Raw genomic sequence first — 21620 nt, forward strand, 5'->3', positions numbered from 1 at the left:
GCAATGCCGGGACGATGTCAGTTCGAGATGGCGCTCGCGGCAATGTTGACCGTCAGTGCCAGCAAGGCCGTGTTGTAGATGAACGAGACGATCCCATGCGCCGTGGCCGTGCGGCGGATGGTCTTGTCGGTGATGCCGACATCGGAGACCTGCGCGGTCATGCCGATCACGAACGAGAAATAGACGAAGTCCCAGTAGTCGGCGTGGTCTTCCTTGTCGCCGCTCGGGAATTGCAGTCCGCCCGGTGGGTGCCGGTAATAGTCGTGGGCGTAATGCAGCGCGAAGGTGGTGTGCACGGCGGCCCACGACAGCGCGATGGTGGTGATCGCGATCGTGAGTTCTGCGGGGCCGCGATGGACGCCCAGTTCGGCGACGATCGCCGCGATGCTCGCGAACGCGCCGATCGCCGTGACCAGCAGGATCACGAAGCGGCCGTCGTCCTGCATCGCGGCGCTGCGGCGGATGTGCTGGTGGTCGTTGCAGAGCATCATCGCATAGACCAGCACGAGATAGACCGCGATCAGCGCGTCCCAGCCGAGCACGAGCCGCGTCGTCAGCCGGGGTGAGCCCGGTAGCAGCAGGCCAACGAGGATGCCGATACCCAGCGAGATGAACGTCCGCGGCCGCGCATAGATCAGCCGCATCGGCCGCGACATTTTTTGGAAGCGCGTGAGGACGGGATCTTCCTGGTCGATGCCCGTCATCGCACGGTCAGTTCTTGCGCTCGGCGACAAACCGCGCGGCGGCCTGCAGCACGGCGGCGCGGTCGCCGAAGATCGAGACGGCGCTGTCGGCGCGCGCGAGCAGGTCGCGGACACGCTGCTTGGCGCCTTCGATGCCGAGCTGGGTGACGAACGTGGTCTTGCCGAGCACGGCATCGGCGCCGGCCGGCTTGCCGAGCGCGGCGGCATCGCCCTCGACGTCGAGCAGATCGTCGGCGATCTGGAAGGCTTCGCCGAGCGCACGGCCGTAATCGTCGAGCGCCTGATATTCCGCACTCGAGGCCTGGCCGAGGATCGCACCGGCGATGCAGCCGTAACGCAGCAGTGCGCCGGTCTTCATCTGCTGAATGCGGGCGACGTCGATCGGCTCGTTGCCGCCGAAGCGGCCTTCGCCGGCGAGGTCGAGGATCTGGCCGCCGACCATGCCGCCGATGCCGGCACAGCGCGCCAGCGCGCGCGTCAGCAGGAGCCGCACATTGGCGTCGCGGTGGATCTCGTCGCGGGTCACGATGTCGAAGGCGAGCGTCAACAGGCCGTCGCCGGCGAGGATCGCGGTGGCGTCGTCAGTCTGCTTGTGCAGGGTGGGGCGGCCGCGGCGCAGGTCCGAATTGTCCATCGCCGGCAGATCGTCATGGATCAGCGAATAGCAGTGGATGCATTCCAGTGCGGCGCCCACGAGCAGGGCCGCTTCGCGCGGCACGCCGAACACGGCTGCGCTTTCGACCACCAGGAACGGCCGCAGGCGCTTGCCGCCGTTCAGGCTCGAATAGCGCATTGCGTCCATCAGCCGCTTGGGCCGGGCGATCTCATCGTGCAGGATGTCGTCCGACAGCAGGCGCCCGAGCAGGGCCTCGGTGTCATCAGCGGTCTTGTCCAGACGTTTGGCGAAATCGGACGGGGACGTGCCGGTCATCAAGAAGGGCTCCAGAACTAAAATTCGGCGGGACAATCCTTTATGAGCCCGCCCCAGTCAATCGTTTGGAAGGCCTAAAAAGTGCTGGAAAAGGCCCGGATTATCACAGACTTAATGGGGAGCACCGTGGCCGCTTCTCGTTCCATGCCGGAAAGGTCGATTTGCGCATCGTCAAAATCCTGCTCGTAGCGCTCGCGGTCGTCATTCTCGCGCCCTATGTGATCGCGCCGTTCTACCGCACCGGCCATCCCGTTTCGACGCTGATGGTCTGGCGCTCGCTTCGCGGCGCGCCGATGCAGCGGGAATGGATCGATCTGGCGGCGATGTCGCCCTCACTGCCGCGATCGGTGATCGCAGCCGAGGACGCCCATTTCTGCAAGCATCACGGCATCGACTGGGGCGCGCTGCGCGAGGCGATCGACGACGCCAAGGAGGACGGTACGCCGTTCCGGGGCGCCTCAACCATCACCCAGCAGGTCGCGAAAAACCTGTTCCTCTGGCAGGGCCGGGATTTCGTCCGCAAGGCGCTGGAGTTTCCGCTGGCGCTCTGGATCGATCTGGTGCTGCCCAAGCCGCGGATCCTGGAGATTTACCTCAACATTGCCGAGCTCGGCCCACAGGGCCAGTTTGGCGTGGAGGCGGCCAGCGCCTATGCCTTCGGCAAGTCGGCCGAGGACCTCTCGCCCCGGGAGGCGGCGCTTCTGGCCTCGATCCTGCCGAATCCGGTCAAACGCAGCGCCAAAACCCCGGGTCCGGGTGTCCGGCGGCTGGCCGCGACCTATATGGCGCGGGGCCAAGCGAGCTCGCTTGTGACCTGCTGGCGAGAAAATCGCTGATTTTGAGCCCGTTCCGGGCGTATTTTCCGGGCCAAGAGCCTAGCTTTGCGGCCAGCCTTCCTCTATAAGCCCGGCCTTGATCGGCATTTCGCTCGCCCCGTTTGGGTGCTGAGCCGTCCCTTCGCGGACGATGCCCTGATGACACCAATCCCTAGAGGATATTGAAATGGCCGTTCCGAGAAGAAAAACCTCGCCGTCGCGCCGTGGCATGCGCCGCTCGGCAGACGCCATCAAGAAGCCGACCTATGTGGAAGACAAGGACTCCGGCGAGCTCCGTCGTCCGCACCATCTCGACCTCAAGACCGGCATGTACAAGGGCCGGCAGGTCCTGAAGAAGAAAGAGTCCTGAGTTTAGGACCTTTCTCCGGGCAGGATGATTTGGCCTGCCTGATTTCGGCCCACCCATGAGATAGACAGTGACGGCGGCGGAGCGAATGCTTCGCCGCCGCATTGTCCTGTCCGGATGTCATGATCGAGAAGGCGTTTTGCCGATGGTCGGTTTTCCGCTGCTTCTGATTCCGCTCGCGGTGTACAACATCATCGCCTTCCTGATGCCGACCGTCTCCTTTACGGACGTGCTGTTCAGGGTGCCGATGATCACGGGCGAGGCCTGGCCGGTTACGCTCGCCGATCTCCTGCTCGCGCTGGGCGTGGTGCTGCTGCTGCTCGAAGTGGTCAAGGGCGCGCGGCCCGGATCGAAATTTCTGATGGACCATCTGCTGTCGCTGATCCTGTTCGGCGGAGCGGCCGCCGAATTCGTGATGTGGCCCAAATTCGGCAACTCGACCTATTTCCTGCTGGTGCTGCTGGCGATGGCGGATTTCCTCGGCGGCATCGCCCAGCGCACGCGCCGCCGCGTCACCTATGTCGCGGAAACGACGGTGCCGGCGCCGCGCAAGGCCAAGCGTCAGGTGGAAGCTCCGGCAGAGGACGCCGTGGCCGAGCGCAAGTTCGAGCCGGTGGTTGCGCCGCAGCCGGCGCCGGTCGAGCCTCCCGCATCCACGGCGCAATCCGTCGCGGAATCCGTGCTGATGGATCATCCTGCGCCCAAACCCGTGCAGGGCGCGACTTCGCCGGAAATTCCCTCGCCACAGCTTCAGCCGGGTAACGGCACGCCGCCGTCGTCCGACACCCCGCCGCGCTGACCGGCGTCAAGCGACCTGTCGTGTTCGCGCGCTGACGCTTTGCAGCGGGCGCTTGCGGCCATAGGCCGTCAGCGCATCCTCGGAAGAGGCGCGCCGCAGTCGGTTGGTCTGGGGCAAGTGCTCGGCATTGGCGATCAACTGAGTGACGAAGCTGGGATCGGGGCGCGACAGCGGCGCCTTGTGGACCCACCGCAATGTCGGCATCAGCGGCACGAGGGCCATGCCGGTTTGCCGCTCCGTCTCTGTCGATCCACCCGCACTCACCATCACAGCACCGTTAATCCGCTTGAACTGGCGCGTTTCGGGACATGGGCGCCGTTGCATGTGGTGATCTCGCAAGGCTCATGCCGGCCGAGCCTAATCGTTCCTGGGCACCTCGGGAACGTGGTTTCCAAATTGTTTATGAACTTTGCCTAGGGTCGAAGGCGAATCTGGCCGTATCCTGTGCCGACTCAGGACTCTCCCGCTGTCCCGAAACGAGGCGATTTTGACCCCTGCATTGCCGCAAGCCTCCGACATTCTGGCCGCGCTCGGTCAAGCCGTGTTCGCCTGGGACATCGCCAGCGATGCAATCGTTTGGGGGGACCCGGCCGCGAGCGTCTTCCCGGGCATCCCCGCCGAGCGGCTCGCGACCGGCGCCGAATTCGCCAAGCTGATCGAGCCCTCGCCGTCGCTGCGGACCGCCGCGCTGGCGCAGACTTCCGCGGTGCACGGCGCCGACGGCACGCCGTATCGCGTCGAGTACGGCGTCCGCATGAGCGCCGCCGATCCCGTGATCTGGATCGAGGAGACCGGCCGCTGGTTCGCCGGCGCCGACGGCCGCCCGGTGCGCGCGATCGGGTCGGTTCGCATCAACAATGAGCGCCATGCCCGCGACGAGGAGCTGACCAAGCTGGCCCGGCTCGATCCGCTGACCGGCGAGCTCAACCGCTCTCACCTGATCGCGGCGCTGGCCGAGGCGATCGAGGAGACCACCCGCTTCCGCTCGACCGCCGCCTTCATGCTGGTCGGCATCGATCACCTCGCCCGCGTCAACGACGCCTTCGGCTTCGACGTTGCAGACGCGGTGATCCTCGACATCGCCAAGCGTATCCGTTCGCGCCTGCGCGGCGGCGACGTGCTCGGGCGCTTTTCCGGCAACAAGTTCGGCCTGATCCTGAAGAACTGCACCGTCGACGACATGAATGTCGCCGCCGAGCGCTTCCTCACCGGCATCCGCGACGAGGTGGTGCCGACCAAATCCGGTCCGGTCTCGGTCACCGCATCGATCGGCGCTGTCAGCCTGCCGCGCTATGCCCGCAACACCGACGAGGCCGTCAACCGCGCCCATGAGACGCTGGACGCCGCCAAGCGCCGCCGTGCGGGCTCGTTTGCGGCCTGGCGTCCGGATGCTGCGCGTGATGCGCAGCGCCGTGTCAACATCCGCGTCACCGACGAGATCGTCACCGCGCTGAACGAGCGCCGCATCAAGCTCGCCTATGAGCCGGTGGTCTCGGCCGTCTCGCGCGAGCGTGCGTTCCACGAATGCCTGGTGCGGATGGACCAGGGCGACGGCCAGGTGCTGCTCGCGCCCGACATCGTGCCGGTCGCCGAACGGCTCGGCCTGATCCGCCTGGTCGACCACCGCGTGCTCGAGCTCGTGGTCGCCGAGCTCGCGGCCGCACCCGGCATCAGCCTCAGCCTCAACATCTCGCCGGATACGACCATGGATCCAGACTGGTGGGCGGGGATCGAATCGCTGATGCTGGCCCATCCCGGTGTCGCCGAACGGCTGATCGTCGAGATCACCGAGACGGTCGCGATCCAGGACATCGACGATGTCCGCGGCTTCGTCACGCGGCTGAAGAATTTCGGCAGCCGCATCGCTATCGACGATTTCGGCGCCGGCTACACCTCGTTCCGAAACCTGCGCAAGCTCGGCGTCGACATCGTCAAGATCGACGGCGCCTTCGTGCAGAACATCACCCATTCCGCCGACGACCGCGCCTTCGTGCAGACCCTGATCGACCTCGCTCGCCGCCTCGACATCAAGACCGTGGCCGAATGGGTGCAGGACGAGGAAGCCGCCAACATGCTGCGCGACTGGGGCTGCGACTACATCCAGGGCCGGCTGATCGGGCTGGCCTCGGCCGAGCGGCCGTGGGGCGCTCCGCCGGACAGCGCGCTGCCGGCGGCGGTGTAGCGTTTCACGCTAGAATTTCCTCTTTGAAATCAACCCCCTTCTACTGTGCATGGGGTTGTTTTCGCGAAAATTGAAAGTCGTCGGGTGGGACGGAGCCATTGCGCCCCCGCCCATTCTGCAAAGCCTCACGCCCCTTCGTCCAGTGCCACCAGCTCGCGCTTCTTGCGCAGCGACGGCAGCAGCGGCGCGATCAGCAGCATCATTGCGAATGCGAGGCACACCGCCGAGATCGGCCGCTGCACGAAGGTCCAGAGATCACCCTGCGACAGGATCAGCGACTTGCGTAAGTTGTTCTCCATCATCGGTCCCAGCACGAAGGCCAGCACCAGCGGTGCCGGCTCGTAGCCGAGCTTGCGCATGAAATAGCCGACGATGCCGAATGCGATCATCACATAGACGTCGAACACGTTGTTGCTGGAGCAGTAGACGCCGAGGATCGTGAACAGGATGATCAGCGGGAACAGGATGTTGTAGGGCAGCTTGAGCAGCTGCACCCACATGCCGATCATCGGCAGGTTCAGGACCAGCAGCATGACGTTGCCGATATACATGCTGGCGACGATGCCCCAGAACAGGCCCGGGTTCTGCGTGATCAGCAGCGGTCCCGGCTGCAGGCCGTGAATGACGAAGGCCCCGAGCAGCAGCGCCATCACCACATTCGGCGGGATGCCGAGCGTCATCAGCGGAATGAAGGCCCCGCCTGCCGCAGCGTTGTTCGCCGATTCCGGGCCCGCGACGCCTTCGATCGCGCCGTGGCCGAAGCGCTCGGGCGTCTTCGACAGCCGCTTCTCCAGCGCGTAGGACGCGAACGAGGCCACCACCGCGCCCCCTCCTGGGAGGATGCCGAGGAAGAAGCCGAGGATGGTGCCGCGGCCGACCGGACCGGCGCTCGCCTTCCAGTCCTCCCTGGTGGGCAGGAGATGGGTGATCCTGGTGTTGATGATGTCGCGCTTGATCGCCTGCTCGGTGTTGAGCAACACCTCCGCGACGCCGAACAGGCCCATCACGACGGGTACGAGCCCGATGCCGTCGATCAGCTCCATGCGGCCGAAGGTCATGCGCGGCTGTGCGGTGATGCTGTCGAGCCCGATCAGCCCGAGCACGACGCCGATGCACGCCATCAGCAGCGCCTTCGGCATCGAGCCCTGGGTCAGGAAGGTGAGCACCACGAGGCCGAGCACCATCAGGCTGAAATACTCGGCCGGGCCGAACGCGATGGCGACGCTGGCGAGTTTTGGCGCGACCAGCATCAAGGCGATCAGCGCGAACGTGCCGGCGATGAAGGAGCCGAAGGCGGAGATGCCGAGCGCCGGGCCCGCGCGGCCCTGCTTTGCCATCTGGTGGCCGTCGATGCAGGTGACGACGGAAGCCGCTTCGCCGGGGATGTTGACCAGGATCGAGGTGGTCGATCCCCCATACATCGAGCCGTAATAGATGCCCGCCATCATGATGATGCCGGATTCCGGCGTGCCCGACAGCGTCACGGGCAACAGCAGCGACATCGCCGAGATCGGCCCGATGCCCGGCAGCACGCCGACCAGCGTGCCGATGAAGACGCCGATGAAGCAGTAGAGCAGGTTGACCGGCAGCAGCGCGACGCCGAATCCATGCGCGACGTTGACGAGCGTATCCATGGGGTCAACCGATCCCGAACAGGCCCGAGGGCAGCTGGATCAACAGCAGCCGCTTGAGCACCCACCACATGCCCGCCGGCACCAGGACGGCGATGGGAATCGCCAGCGTCCAGCGTACGGGATCGATCAAGCGCAACAGCAAAAGCATCAGGGGAATCGACGACAGCAGGAAGCCGAGCGGCTCCAGCGCGACGGAGAATGCCATGAGGCACGCGATCAGCAGGAGCGGCTTGCTCCAGCGCACGTTCTCCCAGCGCGAGGCAAGCGTCGGCCCGCCCTCGGTGAGCGCCGAGAGGATGATGGCGCCGGCGAACACGCACATCAGGATGCCCGTGTAGAACAGCACGTAGCCGGAGCCGGGATCGTTGATGGTGCCGAGCTTGAGCTTCATGCCCGACCAGATCACGAAGCCGCCGAGCGCGAGCCCGATCAGTCCGCCCCAGAGTTCGGAGTTGGAAAGGCTGAGTTTTACATTGGTGGGGTGGTTCATCGATTTTCTCTCGGTCGTTCCCCGGACGCTGCGCAGCACGAAGTGGTGCGCTGCAGATCCGGGGTCCAGCGATGCGGTGGCAACTTGGGTCGGCTCTGCGGTGCATCGCTAAAGAAGCGCTGCACCGCGTCCGGGACACGCTGGCGGCCTTGCTCTACTTCTTCGCCAGCCCGAGCGTCTCGATCACCTTGCGCTCGGACTCGGTGACCTCGACGACGAACTTCTTGTAGTCCTCGGTGTTCTTGTAGTTCGGCACCATGTCGTATTTGGCGAGCGTGGCCACGACGGCCGGATCCTCGACCGCCTTCTTGAAGGCGTCGTGCAGCTTGGCGACGATCTTTGGATCGAGGCCCTTCGGGCCGGCGATGCCGAACGGGGAGTCATAGACCATGGGGTAGCCGAGCTCCTTCAGCGTCGGCACGTCAGGGTAGTTCGGCGAGCGTGAGCCGGTCCACACCATCAACAGGCGGAGCTTGCCGGCGTCGACCAGCGGCCGCCATCCCGTGGAGTCCGCCTGGAGCATCGTGTGCTGCCCCAGCACCGCAGCGTTGGTCTCTGCGCCGCCCTTGAAGGGGACTTGCGTCAGCTTGATGCCGGACATTCCGGCGATCTGCTCCATGCCGATATGCAGCGAGGTGCCGGCGCCCGGCGTGGCATAGGTCACCTTGCCCGGGTTCGCCTTCGCGAACTCCACCACGTCCTTCCAGCTCTTGAACTGCGACTCCGCGCTGGTGGTCACACCGAAGGTGTAGCCGGTGAGATGGACGATGTAGGTGAAGTCCTTGGCCGGATCCCACGACACGTCCTGCATCAGGGGCAGGCGGAACACGGTGATCGGAATCTGCGAGATGGTGTAGCCGTCGGGCTTCGCGGCCGCCGCCATGGTCGCCGGTCCCACCGTGCCGCCGCCGCCGGCCTTGTTGTCGATCACGATCGGCTGTCCCAGCACCTTCGAGGCGCTGTCGGCGATCGCGCGCATCGAGATATCGGTCGATCCGCCGGCCGGCCACGGCACGATCAGCGTGATCGGCTTGCTGGGATAATCCTGCGCACCGGCAGCGGTCGAGAGCAGTGCGCCCATGACAACATGCATCGCGGCAAGTGCGATCGTCTTCAGCCCGTATCGCGGCATCGGAATTCCTCCCTCGCGGCGGCCTCGTTGGGCCCGCCGTCCTTCGTTCTTGTGAGAGGATTGTTCCCGAAATCGAGGGAGAAGAAAAGCGCATTGCGCGGACTGCGGGCAGCGGCGGGTGCAGCAATCCCGGCAGAACCGGAACATGCGACAATTGGTCGTTTGGTCGTGTGCCGAGAGGCGGAATTTGAAGGAGCAGAAGCCGCTCTATGCCACGCGCCGGACCGTGTTCAGCGTCTCGATGGCGCGCCCGACCTCCGATGCCGGGCAGGGTCTGCCGAAATAATAGCCCTGCACGGCCGTGCAGCCGCATTCGCGCACGAAGTCGAGTTGCTCCTCGGTTTCCACGCCCTCCGCCGTGGTCTCGACGCCGAGCACGGAGCCGAGGCTTGCGATGGTGCGGACGATGGCCACGCTCTCCGGGCTTTCGCCGAGCGTGCCGACGAAGGAGCGGTCGATCTTGATGCGGTCGAACGGAAATTTGCGCAGGTAACTCAGCGAGGAATAGCCGACGCCGAAATCGTCGAGGCTGACACGGACCCCCAGCGCGCGGAGCTGGTGCAGGATCTCGATCGTCGCCTCGCTGTCGTCGAGCAGGGCGGTCTCTGTGACCTCGAGCTCGAGCCGCTGCGGCGGCAGGCCGGCTTCAGCCAGCGCGCTCGTGACCATCGCCACCAGCCCGCGCGAGCGGAACTGCACCGGCGACAGGTTCACCGCGACGGCGACACCGGGCCAGGACGCGGCGGTCGCACAGGCGGTGCGCAGCACCCATTCGCCGATCGGAACGATCAGCCCGTTCTCTTCCGCGATCGGAATGAACTCGGCCGGCGAGACGGAGCCGCGCGAAGGATGCTTCCAGCGCAGGAGCGCCTCGAAGCCGGTGAGCTCCGATGAATCGAGCCGCACCTGCGGCTGGAACGCCAGGTGGAATTCGTGTGACTCCAACGCACCGCGCAAATCCTGCTCCAGCGCGTGCCGGCTGCGCGCCTCCTCCTCCATCTCGGGCTCGAACAGCTGGTAGGCGCCGCGGCCCTTGGCTTTGGCCTGGTACAGCGCGAGGTCGGCGCACTTCATCAGTTCGTCGGCATCGAGCCCGTGGTCGGGCGCGATCGCGATGCCGACGGAGGCGCCGACATGGATCGACTGGTTTTCCAGCGGCGGCGGATGGCCGAGGATTTCGACCAGGCGCCGCGCGAGCTTTTCCGCCGATTGCGGCTGCGGCCCGCGCTGGAGCACGGCGAATTCATCGCCGCCGAGGCGCGCGACGGTGTCGTGCTCGCCGACATTCTCCTTCAGGCGCGCTCCGACCCAGCGCAACAGGCGGTCGCCAGCGGCATGGCCGAGGCGGTCGTTGACGGTCTTGAAATTGTCGAGGTCGAAGCACAGCACCGCCATCGCGCCGCCTGCGATCGCCACCTGGTTCAACCCCTCGCTCATCTTCTCGCGGAACAACGTGCGGTTGGGCAGGTCGGTCAGCGAATCGTGCCGCGCCATGTGCGCGACGCGGGCCTGGGCCTTGTGACGCTCGGTGACATCCTCATAGGTGACCACCCAGCCGCCTTGCTCCATGCGCTTGTGGTTGAGCTTGATGATGCGGCCGTCGTTCAGATGCCGGTGCAGCGTGTGTTCACCCTCGCGCAGCCGTTCGACATAGTCGGCGTAGAGCTTGGCGCCCGTCATGTCCGGGTGGTTGCCGAGCTCGCAGCTGTGCTCCATGATCTCGCGCATCGAGACGCCGGGCTTCACGATGTCAGGAGACAAGCCGTACATCTCGATATAGCGGCGATTGCAGACGATCACGCGCAGGCTCGAGTCGAGCATGCAAAGGCCCTGGCTCATGTTGTTCAGGGCCGCATCGAAGCGGCGGTACTGCTCGCTCAACTCCTCGACGGCGTGCTCACGGTCGGTGATGTCCTCGTAGGTGGCGACGAAGCCACCCTCGGCCAATGCGCAATAGCGCACCGAGATCACGGTGTCGTTCGACATGCGCCGACGCATCGGCGAGCTGTCGCGGTCCGCGATCCGTGTTCGGGCGGCTTCGAGGATTTCCCGGGGGCTGTACTCTGAAGCAAACGCTCCGTTCGCCATCGAACGCTCGATCAACTCGCCCAGGTGCGTGCCCGGCCTGGTCTCCTCCGGCGACAGCCGGTAGATCTTGCGGTACGTGGTGTTGCAGACGCGAAGGCGCATGTCGCTGTCGTAGAAGGCGAGTCCGTGCGCCATGTTCTCCAGCGCCGCATCGAGCATGAAGTTCTGCTGCCGCAGCGTTTCCTCGTATTGCAGCCGCTCGGTGACATCCTCGTGCACGGTCACCCAGCCGCCGTCGGGCAGGAAGCGGGAGACCGTCTGCACCATGCGGCCGTCGTAACGCTTGACCAGCATGGTTTTCGCTCGCCTGTTACGCACGTCCTCCAATCTGGCCCTATGGAATTCGTCGGCGGGCATGCCGGACTGATTGCCGCGCAACACCCAATGGTCGAGCACCGTACGATGCGAGACGCCCGGCTTCACGACATCGGAATCGAGGTTGTAAAGCTTCAGGAAACGGTCGTTGCAGACGACGACGTGGCTGTCGGCGTCGTACATGATGAGACCGTGCGACATGTTGGAGAGCGCGTGCTGGCTTCGCTCGGTCTGCACGCGCAATTCCGCTTCGAGCCGGGCGAGGCGGGTGACATCGTCGCAGATCGTCATCCAGCCGCCGCCGGGGAGCGGCTTCAGCTCGAGCGACATGACGAGGCCGGAGGCAAGCCGCTGCTCGGTCCGGAACGGCCTTCCTCCGGCAATCTGTGCCATCCGCGCCGAATAGAGAGCGTCAAGCTGGCTTTCCGGAAAGTTGCCCCGGCCGGCGCTGTGCGCGAGCACCTCGCGGTAACGCGTGCCGATCCGCACGACCTCCGCCGACATGTCGAACAGGGAGAGGTAGCGTTGGTTGACCAGCACGATCCGGTTGTCGGCATCGTAGACGCAGACGCCTTGCTCCATGTGGTCGAGCGCAAGCTGGCTCAGCGCGACCAGGGCCTCCAGGCCCTGCTCGCGGCGTGCACCAAGCTCGTTGTCGCGGGTCGAAATCATGGGATCGGCGGGATCTCGGCGAGCAATAGACTTAACGCAACTTAATTCAGCAGCCGAGGGTAACGAAGAGGCCGGAAAATTCCCTTAAGCGCAGTAGTTTACGGAGGGTGACTGGCGATGGAGAGCGCATCCTGATTGCTGAGGTGCCTGCAAGAGTTGGCCATCGGCGCGCGCCAAATGAGGTGTCGTCCCTGCGCTCGCAGGGACGACGGTTTGGTCTTGGCCCGACCGCTGCCCTACGGCCCGTACAGCACGAGCTCAGTATCGGTGAGGTCGCCGAGCTGCGGCCGGTGCGGGCCCTTGAAATATTTGCGGCCGCGCCGCTCGGTGTAGAAACCGACAAGGCCGGGAAGCGGCCCATTGGTATCGACCGCCACCGCGATCTTGCCGAGCCGGAGCAGCAGCCGGCCGATACGGCCGGCGCAGGCGGCATATTCCGCTGCGTTCCGGCAATAGATCAGCTTCATCGCTGGCGGCGCAATGAAGCCCCGGCGGATGCGCACCGGTTGCAAGATGAAGGGAAACGCTCCCTTCGGCGTGCGGCACACGAGGCTGAGGCAATTGTACCGCGCATGCCGCGTCAGCAGCTCGGTTTCGGAGTCGGAGAGCCCCTCGATCGTCTTGGCGTGAGGCGAGATGACCTCGATCTCGCTCCAGCGGGGAACGCGCGCCAGTGCGGGTACCGAGAAGAAGATACCGCGACAATAGGCGCGAAAGCCCTGGGTCTCGATGATCGGCCAGGTCCACGGCGCCGGGCTGATGTTGAAATAGGTCACGTCCTTGTGCCGCTGGGCAATCTTGGTCAGCAGCGGAGCGTAGTTGCGGAAGGCCGGATCGACATACCAGCTCGACAAATTGCACTGGATGGCGGTCTCTTCGCCATTTTTGCGGGCTGTGTAGATCAGCAGCAGCACGCCGACCGGCGTGCCATCATTGTCGAGCATGTAGCCGAAGCGCGGATAGCCCTCCGGTGCGGACCGGAAAGCCTGTCGGCGCAGGCCCTGCATCCAGTATTCGCGTGAACGGCCGACGAAGCCGCGCGTCAGCAAGTCCGCGATCTTCTCGACATCGGACTCGGTGATCTCGCGGCATCGCACCTTGGTGTGGATCACGCTTGTCTTACCCGTGGAAATGACACGCCTCGTGGAGTTTATCTTTTGAGCATGATCTCGGCGGAAAACCGCTTCACACTTTTCCGGATCATGCTTTTAGCGCCAGCCTTCGACATGAGCGTCGGCCGTGGCCTGCGGCTGCAGGCCCAGGACGTCCCGCACCCTGGCGGGCCAGGCGGAGAGGTCGGTGCCGTGGGTGTGGAACATGGCGACGGCCAGCCGGTCCATGCCGAAGGCGACGCAGCCGGTGTGCGCCGGCTCGCCATGGGCGTCCTGAATGCCCCAGGTCGTGCCGAAATGCTCGCGGTGATAGTTGAAGCTCATGCAGGCGGTCGGCTGCTCTTCCGAGCGCAGCGGAATCAGGAGCTCGAACTTGAGCTGCTGCTGCTTCTGGCTCACCGCCTTCATCTGGCCGACGCGACCGAAGAACGGATCGCTGGCATAGTCGACACGGAAGGTGAGGCCGAGGTCGGTCGCGATCTTCTGCGCGCGCACCATCCAGCGCTCGCGGAAATCGGCGACGTCGTCGGGAGTGCCGATGCAGACATACTCGCGCATCCGGAACGATTGCAGCCGGTCGAGATGCTTCGATGGTTCGCGGCGGAAGCAATCGGCGGCAACGTCGAAGCGCAGGCCGCCTTTCGGCAATTGGCCACGGCTCGCCGCGATCGGATAGACCGGATAACAGGCTGCCGGCGACAGCACGAGGTCGGCGGGCGACAGCGAGGTGGTCCAGTCGCCGCCGGCATCGAAGCGGCTCACCGCGGCATTGATCTCGCGCTCGGTGCCGTGCAGGCCGCAAACGCAGCCGAGCAGGTTCGGAAAGCTCTTGAGATAGCCGGATTTCTCCAGCTGGGCCCGGCTCATCACCGGCGGGAAGCGCATCACCTCGGTGCCGGCCTCGCGATGGCCGGTGATCAGCGCGACGAGCTTTTCGACGACGCCTTCATAGAGCGCGGTGCGGGCATAGACGCCGTCGGCGCCCATGCGATGGAACAGCTTGTCGGCGAGATGATCGAGCGGGTCGGTCATCTGCGGCGCGGTCGCGGGCGAATCGGGGAGGATGGCAATGTTCATGGGACGATGTCCTGCTATTTCAAAATTGTTCTTGTTGGTTCAGTCGCCAGGCACTTAGTCACGAAGGCTTGCCGGCACGCCGCTCATCAAGGTCGATGTCGCGGCATTGGCCAGAATACGGTCGTTGTTGATCATGATCGGGGACGACAGCACGTCGCGCAGGTGCCGGCCCATGGTGAACTCGCCGTCGTTGCGGTAGCCGGAGAGGCCGGCGGTGCGCATCGCATGCATCACGGTCTCGACCGCGAGCTCGGAGGCCTGCACCTTCAGAAGCGTGATCGACGACTGGAAGTCGAGCGAGCTCAGCGCGCGTTCGTCATGCTCTGCGCGGGAGAAGGCGTCGATGTTGGCCGAAATCAGCGCGCGCAGCTTGGCCAGCGACATCTTCGCGGCGGTGAAATGCGCGGCGGCCGGCGGCATCTGTCCGCCGGACGTGCGGGCCGCCTTGCGGATGAAGGCCTGCGCGCGGGTCACGGCCGCGGCCGCGATGCCGGCCCAGGCCGACGACCAGCACAGATGCGCGAACGGCGTCATGGTCTGGGCGTGGATCTTGTCGTAGGCCTCCGGGAAGACGCGGTCGGCGGGGCAATCGACCTTCAGCTCGAAGCCGGTCGAGCAGGTACCGCGCATGCCGAGCGTTTCCCAGCCCTGGGTCTGCTTCAGCGAATAGTCGTCCTTGGCGAGCGCCAGCAGCACCTGGTCGGAAGCCGCGGCGTTGGTGGCGCGGCGGGCAATGGTGACGAGGCCGTCGGCTTCGGCGCCGTACGAGATCACGGTGGCGTCGCGCACCAGCGAGACGGTGTCGCCGGCGTGGTCGACGGCGGCGGCGCTGGCGCGGATGTTGCCGCCGTTCTGGCCTTCGGTGGTGGAGGAGGCGAGCAGCCACTGGTCGCGGGCGACCCGGCGCATCATGGTTTCCATCCACGGAATGCCGTGGCCGTGCCTGACGATGCAGGCAACCTTGGTCTGGTGCATCGCATAGATCATGGCGGTCGAGGCGCAGGCGCGTCCGAGCGTGTAGCAGATGTCGGTGACGTCATGAATCGACGCACCGAAGCCGCCGTACTCGACCGGGATCATGACGCCAAGCAGCTTCTGCTCGCGGGCGATCTCGAAAGCCTTGTGGGGAAAACGGGCGTCGCGATCGACACCGTCGGCGTCCGCCGCCGCAGCAGCGGCGGTCCGGGCGGCGCGCTCGATCAGGGAGGGGCCCTGCTCGAGGAAGCTCGTCTGTGTTTCGTCGACAGTGAGGACTGCTTCACGCACGTTCATACTCGTCCGCCTCCGGTTTGCCGTTCGAGATCGCCGGCATCATTCGCGATGCGCGTAAGCGATCCTCCGGCCATCTTGCTTGTGAGATGAGGCTACGGATTTAATTCAAATTCGTCGATGAAATAGAGGGTAAACAAAGCCAAATTCCGAACGAACAGTTAAGGTCCGGTTGTTTGCATCTCCCGATTTTCGGGCATCGCGTTAGGAATCTGGAAGAGGGGCGGATTCCAGACAATCTGAGTCATCGTTTACTAAGAAACGCGAAGTAATGGTGTCGCCCATTGCGGGACCCGCCGGCCGTGCCCATCGTAGCGGCAAGCCGGTCCGACCTTTGACAGACAGACGGGAATTTGCCGATGCAACCCTTTGATACCGAATTGCGCAATCGCATCATCAAGCTGGTGAAGGGCATCCTCGAACAGAATTCGCTCAGTGCGGACGTCACTGCGTCGGCCAAGCTTGTCGACGCCGGCCTGACCTCGATGGATATGGTCAATCTGATGCTCGGGGTCGAAGCCGAGTTCGACTTCACCATCCCGCAGTCCGAGATCACGCCGGAGAATTTCCAGTCGGTCGAGACGCTGGAGCGGATGGTCGCGACCCAGCTGCGGCTGGCGAACGCGGCTTAAGCAAGACCGCCGAGGGTGAGGCAGACGCCATCGCCCCTCACGCCACCACCCCCGTTCCAAAACCGCCGCAAAACTGGCATAGCTTAACCATGTCGCATCGAGCTGACAGGGTGGAGCAGGCATGACTCAGGCGGTATTGGGCATCATCGGCGGCTCGGGCATCTATGACCTGCCGGGTCTCGAGGGTGCGCGCGAAGAGGTGATCAGGAGCCCCTGGGGCGAGCCATCGGCGCCTTTGAGGCGCGGCACCATTGCCGGCTTGCCGATCGTGTTCCTGCCGCGGCACGACAAGGGCCATCGTCTGTCGCCCTCCGACATCAATTATCGCGCCAATATCGACGTGCTCAAACGCGCCGGCGTCACCGACCTGATCTCGCTGTCCGCCTGCGGCTCCTTCAAGGAAGAGCTGCCGCCCGGAACTTTCGTGCTCGTCGATCAGTTCGTCGACCGCACCCACAAGCGCGAGAGCTCGTTCTTCGGTCGGGGCTGCGTGGCGCATGTCTCGATGGCGCATCCGGTCTCGCCGCGCCTGCGGATCCATCTCGCGGCGGCGGCTGAAGCCGAGGGCATCGCGATCGCACGCGGCGGAACCTATGTCTGCATGGAGGGGCCGCAATTCTCCACCTACGCGGAGAGCATGACCTACAAGACGTCGGGCTATTCGGTGATCGGCATGACCAACATGCCCGAGGCGAAGCTCGCGCGCGAGGCGGAGCTCTGCTACGCCACGGTGGCGATGGTGACGGATTTCGATTGCTGGCATCCCGACCACGATGCCGTCACCGTGCAGGACATCATTCGCGTGTTGACGTCGAACGCCGACAAGGCGAAGGCGCTGGTGTCGCGGCTGGCAAAGGATTTTCCGCGCGAGCACGAGCCGTGCCCGATCGGCTCGGACCGCGCGCTCGACAGCGCGCTGATCACGGCGCCCGAGGCGCGCGATCCGGAGCTTCTGAAGAAGCTGGACGCGGTGGCCGGGCGCATCCTGCGCGGTTGAGGCTCAAGGCGGATTACGAAAAGGCAGAATGCCATGAAGGTCGACGGCAAGCATTTCCGCAGCATCTGGCGCGAGCGCGACGGCTGGTCGGTCGGCGCGATCGACCAGCGCCGGCTGCCGCATGAATTCGTCGTCGCGAGGCTGACATCGTGTGAAGACGCGGCCGTCGCAATCCGCGACATGCTGGTGCGCGGCGCGCCGCTGATCGGTGCGACCGCGGCCTACGGCATGGCGCTCGCGATGCGCGAGGACGCCTCCGATGCCGGTCTGAAGCGGGCCTACCAGACGCTCATCGTGGCGCGGCCGACGGCGATCAATCTGAAATGGGCGCTGGACGAGATGCGCGTCGCGCTCGCGCCGGTCGATCCGCTGGAGCGGGCCGAGGCAGCCTACGCCCGCGCCGACGAGATCGCCGAGCAGGATGTCGAGATCAACCGCGGCATTGCCGGCAACGGTCTGAAGCTGATCGAGGCGATCGCATCGAAGAAGCCCGGCGAGACGGTCAATTTGCTGACCCATTGCAACGCCGGCTGGCTCGCCACCGTCGATTGGGGCACGGCGACGGCGCCGATCTATCTTGCGCATGAGCGCGGCATCAGGATCCACGTCTGGGTCGACGAGACCCGTCCGCGCAACCAGGGCGCCTCGCTTACTGCCTGGGAACTCGGCCATCACGGCGTGCCGCACACGGTGATCCCGGACAATACCGGCGGCCATCTGATGCAGCACGGCATGGTCGATCTCGCCATCGTCGGCACCGACCGCGTCGCCGCCAACGGCGACGTCTGCAACAAGATCGGCACCTACCTCAAGGCGCTCGCCGCCCACGACAACGGCGTGCCGTTCTACGTCGCGCTGCCGTCGCCGACGATCGATTTCGCCGTCCATGACGGCATCCGCGACATCCCGATCGAGCAGCGCAGCGGAGTCGAGGTTACCGACATGACCGGCCGCACCGCTGACGGACGGCTGGAGACGGTGCGCATCGTGCCCGAGGGCTCGCCAGTCGCGAACTACGCCTTTGACGTCACGCCAGCGCGCCTCGTCACCGGCCTGATCACCGAGCGCGGCGTACTGAAGCCGGATCGCGCTGCGCTGGCAGCGGCGTTTCCCGAGCGCATCGCCGCTGCGGCGGAATAGGTCTCGTAGGATGGGCAAAGGCGCGGAAGCGCCGTGCCCACGATCTGCTTAGGGTGGGCACGCTTCGCATTGCCCACCCTACGGCACTTGCGGACTATATCAGCTTCAGTCCCGTCGCCTGCTCGAGCTCGGCAATGGCCTGCGCGCCACTTGCTACCTTGATCGTGGTCATGCCCATCTCGCGCGCGGGCTTCAGGTTGACACCGAGATCGTCGAGATAAACGCACTGGGCAGGATCGACCTTCAGCGTCTCCACCATCATCTTGTAGATGCGCGGGTCGGGCTTGCGCAGGCCGATCTTGGCGGATTCGATGACGTGGTCGAACAGCACCATGACTTCGGCGATGTAGAGCGAGCGCCCCGTCAGGCTGCCGATCGCATTGGCCGGCAGGTTGTTGGTGATGCAGCCGGTCTTGAATTGCGCCTTGATGCGCTTCAAGGCTTCGACCATCTCGGGCCGCAGATCGCCCTGCAGCAGCGGCAGCACCTCGCGGCCGCGCACCTCGGCGCCGAGGGCCAGCGACTCCTCTGCAAACAGTCGATCGAACGTCTCGATGTCGACCTCGGCGCGCTCGAACTTGGCCCAGGCGTTTTCCAGATGGTTGGCGGCATTGGTGCGCCGGATGATGTCGGCGGGCAGGCCGCGTTCCGTCTCGAACCGCGTGAACGCCTCGAACGGCGAGCTCGTCAGCACGCCGCCAAAATCAAAGATCACCGCCTCGATCGTCAAGATCCCGTCCTCGTCAATTCCTTTCCAAGAGGGCTAGCATGCGCTATCGGCAAGGGCCAGTCCGAAGCAATCTGTCGCCGCCAATGCCGAAGCGTGTTCCCATGAAGAAGCTTGCCATTCTCATTGCAGCCGCGCTGCTCGCGACACCCGCTCATGCCATCGTCGGTGGCGGCACGCCGCAGACCGACGGAGTCGCGCGCGCGGTCGTCACCATCGTCGGCTCGCGCGGCAATTCCTGCACCGGCACCCTGATCGCGCCGAAGATCGTATTGACCGGCGCTCACTGCGTGCAGCCGGGCGCGGACTACAAGATCGTCGATCACAGTGGTGGCGCACCGCAATTGCTGAACGTGCGCACCATCGCGATCCACCCGGGCTACAAGGCGCAAGTCCATCGCGCCGGCGCAGACGTGGCGCTGTTGCAACTGGAAATTCCACTCAAGGGAAAATCGGCGGTGCCGGTCGGCGCGCCGAATATTCCAATCCGGGTCGGCAGCCGTTTTGTCATTGCCGGTACCGGTGTCACCGTACGCGGTGATGGTAGGAGCGGCGGGGCCACGCGCGTCGCGGGACTTGTCGTCACGGGCCAGCCCGGCACGCTCCAGATCCGCCTGGTCGATCCCGTAACCAACGGTGTTCGCGACGGAATTGGCGCTTGTACCGGCGATTCCGGCGGTCCCGTGTTCGAGGACAAGCCGAACGGCGCCGTGCTCGTCGGTGTCATCAGCTGGGCGACGGGACCGAACGCCGGGGATGGCTGCGGTGGATTGACCGGCGTCACGCCGCTCACGCTCTACCGCGACTGGATCTTGCAGACCGCGCGGAGCTGGGGTGCGGCGCTGTGATTTGACCGCGACTTGATCTATGTCATTTTGAAGCTGAAGCGCGGCGGGTGATCATGCCGCGGAGGAAACGCGTCGTCCGTCAAGGGCGGCCACAAAACAACCAAGGCATAGAAGCAACAATGAATGTCGCTGTTCGCGGTCACACCGCTACCAAGCAAGCTTCCGAACACTTCGACGTGCTGATCGTCGGCGCCGGCATCTCCGGCATCGGCAGCGCCTATCACATCGAAAAGCAACTGCCGGGCACGAGCTACGTCATCCTGGAAACGCAGACGACGTTCGGCGGCACCTGGAGCACGCATCGTTATCCCGGCATCCGCTCCGACAGCGACCTCCACACCTTCGGCTACAGCTTCAAGCCCTGGGTCGGCCCGCCCATCGCGACCGCCGAGGAAATCCTCTCCTATATGAAGGAAGTCATCGACGACAACGATATCGCCCGGCACATCCGCTACGGGCACAAGATCAATTCCGCGAGCTGGTCGAGCGAGCAGAATCTCTGGACCATCGAGGCGACGACGACCGATACCGGCGAAGCAAAGACCTTCACCGCGAACTTCCTCTGGATGTGCCAGGGCTATTACCGCCATTCGGAGGGCTACACGCCCGAATGGGAAGGCATGGACCGTTTCAAGGGCCGCATCGTTCATCCCCAGACCTGGCCCGATGATATCGACCTCACGAACAAGAAGGTCGTCGTGATCGGCTCGGGCGCCACCGCGGCGACGCTGGTGCCGAACATCGCGGACAAATGCGCGCACGTCACCATGCTGCAGCGCTCGCCGACCTATTTCCGGCTCGGCCGCAACGCCATCGAGATCGCGGAGGAGCTGCGCCGGCTCCAGGTCGACGAGGCCTGGATTCACGAGATCGTCCGGCGCAAGATCCTGTTCGAGCAGGATGCCTTCACGAAGCTCTGCGTGTCCAAGCCGGAGCAGGTGAAGAAGGAGCTGATCGCCCAGATCAGCGCCGTGCTCGGTCCGGATTACGACGTCGAGACGCATTTCACGCCGACCTACCGGCCGTGGCGGCAGCGCATCGCCTTCGTGCCGGATGCCGACCTGTTCAAGGGTATCGCCAGCGGCAAGGCCTCCGTCGTGACCGACGAGATCGAGTGTTTCATCGAGAATGGCATTCAGCTCAAATCCGGCAAGGTGCTGGAGGCCGACGTCATCGTCACCGCGACCGGCTTCAACCTCGCCGCGCTCGGCGACATCGCTTTCGAGATCGACGGCAAGCCGCTGGCCTTTGGCGATACCGTCACTTATCGGGGCATGATGTTCACGGGCGTTCCGAACATGGTCTGGGTGTTCGGCTATTTCCGCGCCAGCTGGACGCTGCGCGTCGATCTCGTCGCCGACTTCGTCTGCCGGCTGCTCGGCCACATGAAGGCGAAGGGCAAGAAGAAGGTCGAGGTCAAGCTGCGCCCCGAAGATCACAACATGCCGATCCTGCCCTGGATCGATCCGGAAAACTTCAACCCCGGCTACATGATGCGCAACATGAACCTGCTGCCCAAGCGCGGCGACAAGCCGGAATGGCAGCACAGCCAGGATTACTGGACCGAGAAGGACGAGATCCCGAAGACGGATCTGGACGACAAGGCGTTCGTCTACGGGTGAGGGAATGCGTGGCTGAAGGCTCCTGTGGGGAGCGGTAACATTCACCTCACACTCCGCTCTCCCTGTG

Annotated in this window: 20 protein-coding genes; 9 read left to right on the forward strand and 11 right to left on the reverse strand. The window is 64.9% G+C overall.

Annotated elements, in window-relative coordinates; genetic code table 11:
* Window positions 1-17 precede the first annotated feature (17 nt).
* Both UNPF46_RS00645 and UNPF46_RS00650 read right to left on the reverse strand, forming a co-directional pair.
* On the reverse strand, window positions 18-704 hold the full coding sequence (locus UNPF46_RS00645) for a DUF1345 domain-containing protein (protein ID WP_100180141.1): 687 nt from the start codon (window positions 702-704) through the stop codon (window positions 18-20).
* A 7-nt stretch (window positions 705-711) separates the two neighbouring features.
* Window positions 712-1635 (reverse strand): polyprenyl synthetase family protein, encoded by a 924-nt coding sequence (locus UNPF46_RS00650; protein WP_142248688.1) that lies wholly within the window; start codon window positions 1633-1635, stop codon window positions 712-714.
* Window positions 1636-1796: 161 nt separating this feature from the next.
* On the opposite strand from UNPF46_RS00650, the gene mtgA reads away from it, so the two are divergent.
* The 3 genes from mtgA to UNPF46_RS00665 all read left to right on the forward strand — a co-directional run bounded on the left by mtgA (window position 1797) and on the right by UNPF46_RS00665 (window position 3616).
* Window positions 1797-2471, forward strand: a complete 675-nt coding sequence (gene mtgA / locus UNPF46_RS00655) for a monofunctional biosynthetic peptidoglycan transglycosylase (protein ID WP_142248689.1) — start codon at window positions 1797-1799, stop codon at window positions 2469-2471.
* Between the two features lie 166 nt (window positions 2472-2637).
* The gene (gene rpmF, locus UNPF46_RS00660) at window positions 2638-2820 is read left to right on the forward strand and encodes a 50S ribosomal protein L32 (RefSeq protein WP_007598106.1); all 183 of its coding nucleotides are present in this window, start codon (window positions 2638-2640) and stop codon (window positions 2818-2820) included.
* 142 nt (window positions 2821-2962) lie between these two features.
* Window positions 2963-3616, forward strand: coding sequence for a hypothetical protein (locus tag UNPF46_RS00665; RefSeq protein WP_174719196.1), 654 nt, complete (start codon window positions 2963-2965; stop codon window positions 3614-3616).
* 6 nt (window positions 3617-3622) lie between these two features.
* Here the strand turns inward: UNPF46_RS00665 and UNPF46_RS00670 are convergent, their stop codons facing one another.
* On the reverse strand, window positions 3623-3838 hold the full coding sequence (locus UNPF46_RS00670) for a hypothetical protein (protein WP_430649787.1): 216 nt from the start codon (window positions 3836-3838) through the stop codon (window positions 3623-3625).
* A 265-nt stretch (window positions 3839-4103) separates the two neighbouring features.
* On the opposite strand from UNPF46_RS00670, the gene UNPF46_RS00675 reads away from it, so the two are divergent.
* The gene (locus UNPF46_RS00675) at window positions 4104-5798 is read left to right on the forward strand and encodes a bifunctional diguanylate cyclase/phosphodiesterase (RefSeq protein ID WP_142248690.1); all 1695 of its coding nucleotides are present in this window, start codon (window positions 4104-4106) and stop codon (window positions 5796-5798) included.
* A gap of 125 nt (window positions 5799-5923) precedes the next feature.
* Here UNPF46_RS00675 and UNPF46_RS00680 read toward each other — a convergent pair whose 3' ends face one another.
* The 7 genes from UNPF46_RS00680 to UNPF46_RS00710 all read right to left on the reverse strand — a co-directional run bounded on the left by UNPF46_RS00680 (window position 5924) and on the right by UNPF46_RS00710 (window position 15590).
* A complete protein-coding gene (locus tag UNPF46_RS00680; protein ID WP_142248691.1) occupies window positions 5924-7432 on the reverse strand; it encodes a tripartite tricarboxylate transporter permease in 1509 nt (502 codons plus the stop codon).
* Window positions 7433-7436: 4 nt separating this feature from the next.
* Window positions 7437-7922: a tripartite tricarboxylate transporter TctB family protein gene (locus tag UNPF46_RS00685; RefSeq protein ID WP_100181491.1), complete on the reverse strand. Its 486-nt coding sequence runs from the start codon at window positions 7920-7922 to the stop codon at window positions 7437-7439.
* Between the two features lie 154 nt (window positions 7923-8076).
* The gene (locus UNPF46_RS00690) at window positions 8077-9054 is read right to left on the reverse strand and encodes a Bug family tripartite tricarboxylate transporter substrate binding protein (protein WP_100180147.1); all 978 of its coding nucleotides are present in this window, start codon (window positions 9052-9054) and stop codon (window positions 8077-8079) included.
* A gap of 207 nt (window positions 9055-9261) precedes the next feature.
* Window positions 9262-12129: a PAS-domain containing protein gene (locus UNPF46_RS00695; protein WP_142248692.1), complete on the reverse strand. Its 2868-nt coding sequence runs from the start codon at window positions 12127-12129 to the stop codon at window positions 9262-9264.
* A 236-nt stretch (window positions 12130-12365) separates the two neighbouring features.
* On the reverse strand, window positions 12366-13241 hold the full coding sequence (locus UNPF46_RS00700) for an acyl-CoA acyltransferase (RefSeq protein WP_142248693.1): 876 nt from the start codon (window positions 13239-13241) through the stop codon (window positions 12366-12368).
* 96 nt (window positions 13242-13337) lie between these two features.
* On the reverse strand, window positions 13338-14318 hold the full coding sequence (locus tag UNPF46_RS00705; RefSeq protein ID WP_142248694.1) for an amino acid--[acyl-carrier-protein] ligase: 981 nt from the start codon (window positions 14316-14318) through the stop codon (window positions 13338-13340).
* A 54-nt stretch (window positions 14319-14372) separates the two neighbouring features.
* Window positions 14373-15590, reverse strand: a complete 1218-nt coding sequence (locus UNPF46_RS00710) for an acyl-CoA dehydrogenase family protein (RefSeq protein ID WP_100180151.1) — start codon at window positions 15588-15590, stop codon at window positions 14373-14375.
* A gap of 356 nt (window positions 15591-15946) precedes the next feature.
* Here UNPF46_RS00710 and UNPF46_RS00715 point away from each other — a divergent pair, with 356 nt between their 5' ends.
* The 3 genes from UNPF46_RS00715 to mtnA all read left to right on the forward strand — a co-directional run bounded on the left by UNPF46_RS00715 (window position 15947) and on the right by mtnA (window position 18356).
* Entirely contained in the window at window positions 15947-16219 is a 273-nt protein-coding gene (locus UNPF46_RS00715) for a phosphopantetheine-binding protein (RefSeq protein WP_100180152.1), read from the forward strand.
* Between the two features lie 121 nt (window positions 16220-16340).
* A complete protein-coding gene (locus tag UNPF46_RS00720) occupies window positions 16341-17216 on the forward strand; it encodes an S-methyl-5'-thioadenosine phosphorylase (RefSeq protein ID WP_100180153.1) in 876 nt (291 codons plus the stop codon).
* A 33-nt stretch (window positions 17217-17249) separates the two neighbouring features.
* A complete protein-coding gene (gene mtnA, locus UNPF46_RS00725) occupies window positions 17250-18356 on the forward strand; it encodes an S-methyl-5-thioribose-1-phosphate isomerase (RefSeq protein ID WP_142248695.1) in 1107 nt (368 codons plus the stop codon).
* Between the two features lie 94 nt (window positions 18357-18450).
* Here the strand turns inward: mtnA and UNPF46_RS00730 are convergent, their stop codons facing one another.
* Window positions 18451-19086, reverse strand: a complete 636-nt coding sequence (locus UNPF46_RS00730) for an HAD-IA family hydrolase (RefSeq protein ID WP_181769714.1) — start codon at window positions 19084-19086, stop codon at window positions 18451-18453.
* A gap of 101 nt (window positions 19087-19187) precedes the next feature.
* On the opposite strand from UNPF46_RS00730, the gene UNPF46_RS00735 reads away from it, so the two are divergent.
* Entirely contained in the window at window positions 19188-19931 is a 744-nt protein-coding gene (locus tag UNPF46_RS00735; protein ID WP_174719198.1) for a S1 family peptidase, read from the forward strand.
* A gap of 119 nt (window positions 19932-20050) precedes the next feature.
* Complete coding sequence (locus UNPF46_RS00740; protein WP_181769715.1) at window positions 20051-21553, forward strand: flavin-containing monooxygenase; 1503 nt, start codon at window positions 20051-20053, stop codon at window positions 21551-21553.
* The last annotated feature ends 67 nt before the right edge of the window (window positions 21554-21620 follow it).

Source organism: Bradyrhizobium sp. UNPF46, assembly GCF_006658625.1.
Lineage (GTDB): Bacteria > Pseudomonadota > Alphaproteobacteria > Rhizobiales > Xanthobacteraceae > Bradyrhizobium > Bradyrhizobium nitroreducens.

Excerpts from the sequence above, each read along its gene's own strand:
- UNPF46_RS00735 (WP_174719198.1), top strand. The coding sequence starts at position 19,188 with ATGAAGAAGCTTGCCATTCTCATTGCAGCCGCGCTGCTCGCGACACCC.
- UNPF46_RS00740 (WP_181769715.1), top strand. The coding sequence starts at position 20,051 with ATGAATGTCGCTGTTCGCGGTCACACCGCTACCAAGCAAGCTTCCGAA.
- UNPF46_RS00670 (WP_430649787.1), bottom strand. The coding sequence starts at position 3,838 with ATGGCCCTCGTGCCGCTGATGCCGACATTGCGGTGGGTCCACAAGGCG.
- UNPF46_RS00715 (WP_100180152.1), top strand. The coding sequence starts at position 15,947 with ATGCAACCCTTTGATACCGAATTGCGCAATCGCATCATCAAGCTGGTG.
- UNPF46_RS00665 (WP_174719196.1), top strand. The coding sequence starts at position 2,963 with ATGGTCGGTTTTCCGCTGCTTCTGATTCCGCTCGCGGTGTACAACATC.
- UNPF46_RS00705 (WP_142248694.1), bottom strand. The coding sequence starts at position 14,318 with ATGAACATTGCCATCCTCCCCGATTCGCCCGCGACCGCGCCGCAGATG.
- UNPF46_RS00650 (WP_142248688.1), bottom strand. The coding sequence starts at position 1,635 with ATGACCGGCACGTCCCCGTCCGATTTCGCCAAACGTCTGGACAAGACC.
- UNPF46_RS00690 (WP_100180147.1), bottom strand. The coding sequence starts at position 9,054 with ATGCCGCGATACGGGCTGAAGACGATCGCACTTGCCGCGATGCATGTT.
- UNPF46_RS00695 (WP_142248692.1), bottom strand. The coding sequence starts at position 12,129 with ATGATTTCGACCCGCGACAACGAGCTTGGTGCACGCCGCGAGCAGGGC.
- UNPF46_RS00685 (WP_100181491.1), bottom strand. The coding sequence starts at position 7,922 with ATGAACCACCCCACCAATGTAAAACTCAGCCTTTCCAACTCCGAACTC.
- UNPF46_RS00680 (WP_142248691.1), bottom strand. The coding sequence starts at position 7,432 with ATGGATACGCTCGTCAACGTCGCGCATGGATTCGGCGTCGCGCTGCTG.
- UNPF46_RS00720 (WP_100180153.1), top strand. The coding sequence starts at position 16,341 with ATGACTCAGGCGGTATTGGGCATCATCGGCGGCTCGGGCATCTATGAC.
- UNPF46_RS00645 (WP_100180141.1), bottom strand. The coding sequence starts at position 704 with ATGACGGGCATCGACCAGGAAGATCCCGTCCTCACGCGCTTCCAAAAA.
- rpmF (WP_007598106.1), top strand. The coding sequence starts at position 2,638 with ATGGCCGTTCCGAGAAGAAAAACCTCGCCGTCGCGCCGTGGCATGCGC.
- mtnA (WP_142248695.1), top strand. The coding sequence starts at position 17,250 with ATGAAGGTCGACGGCAAGCATTTCCGCAGCATCTGGCGCGAGCGCGAC.
- UNPF46_RS00710 (WP_100180151.1), bottom strand. The coding sequence starts at position 15,590 with ATGAACGTGCGTGAAGCAGTCCTCACTGTCGACGAAACACAGACGAGC.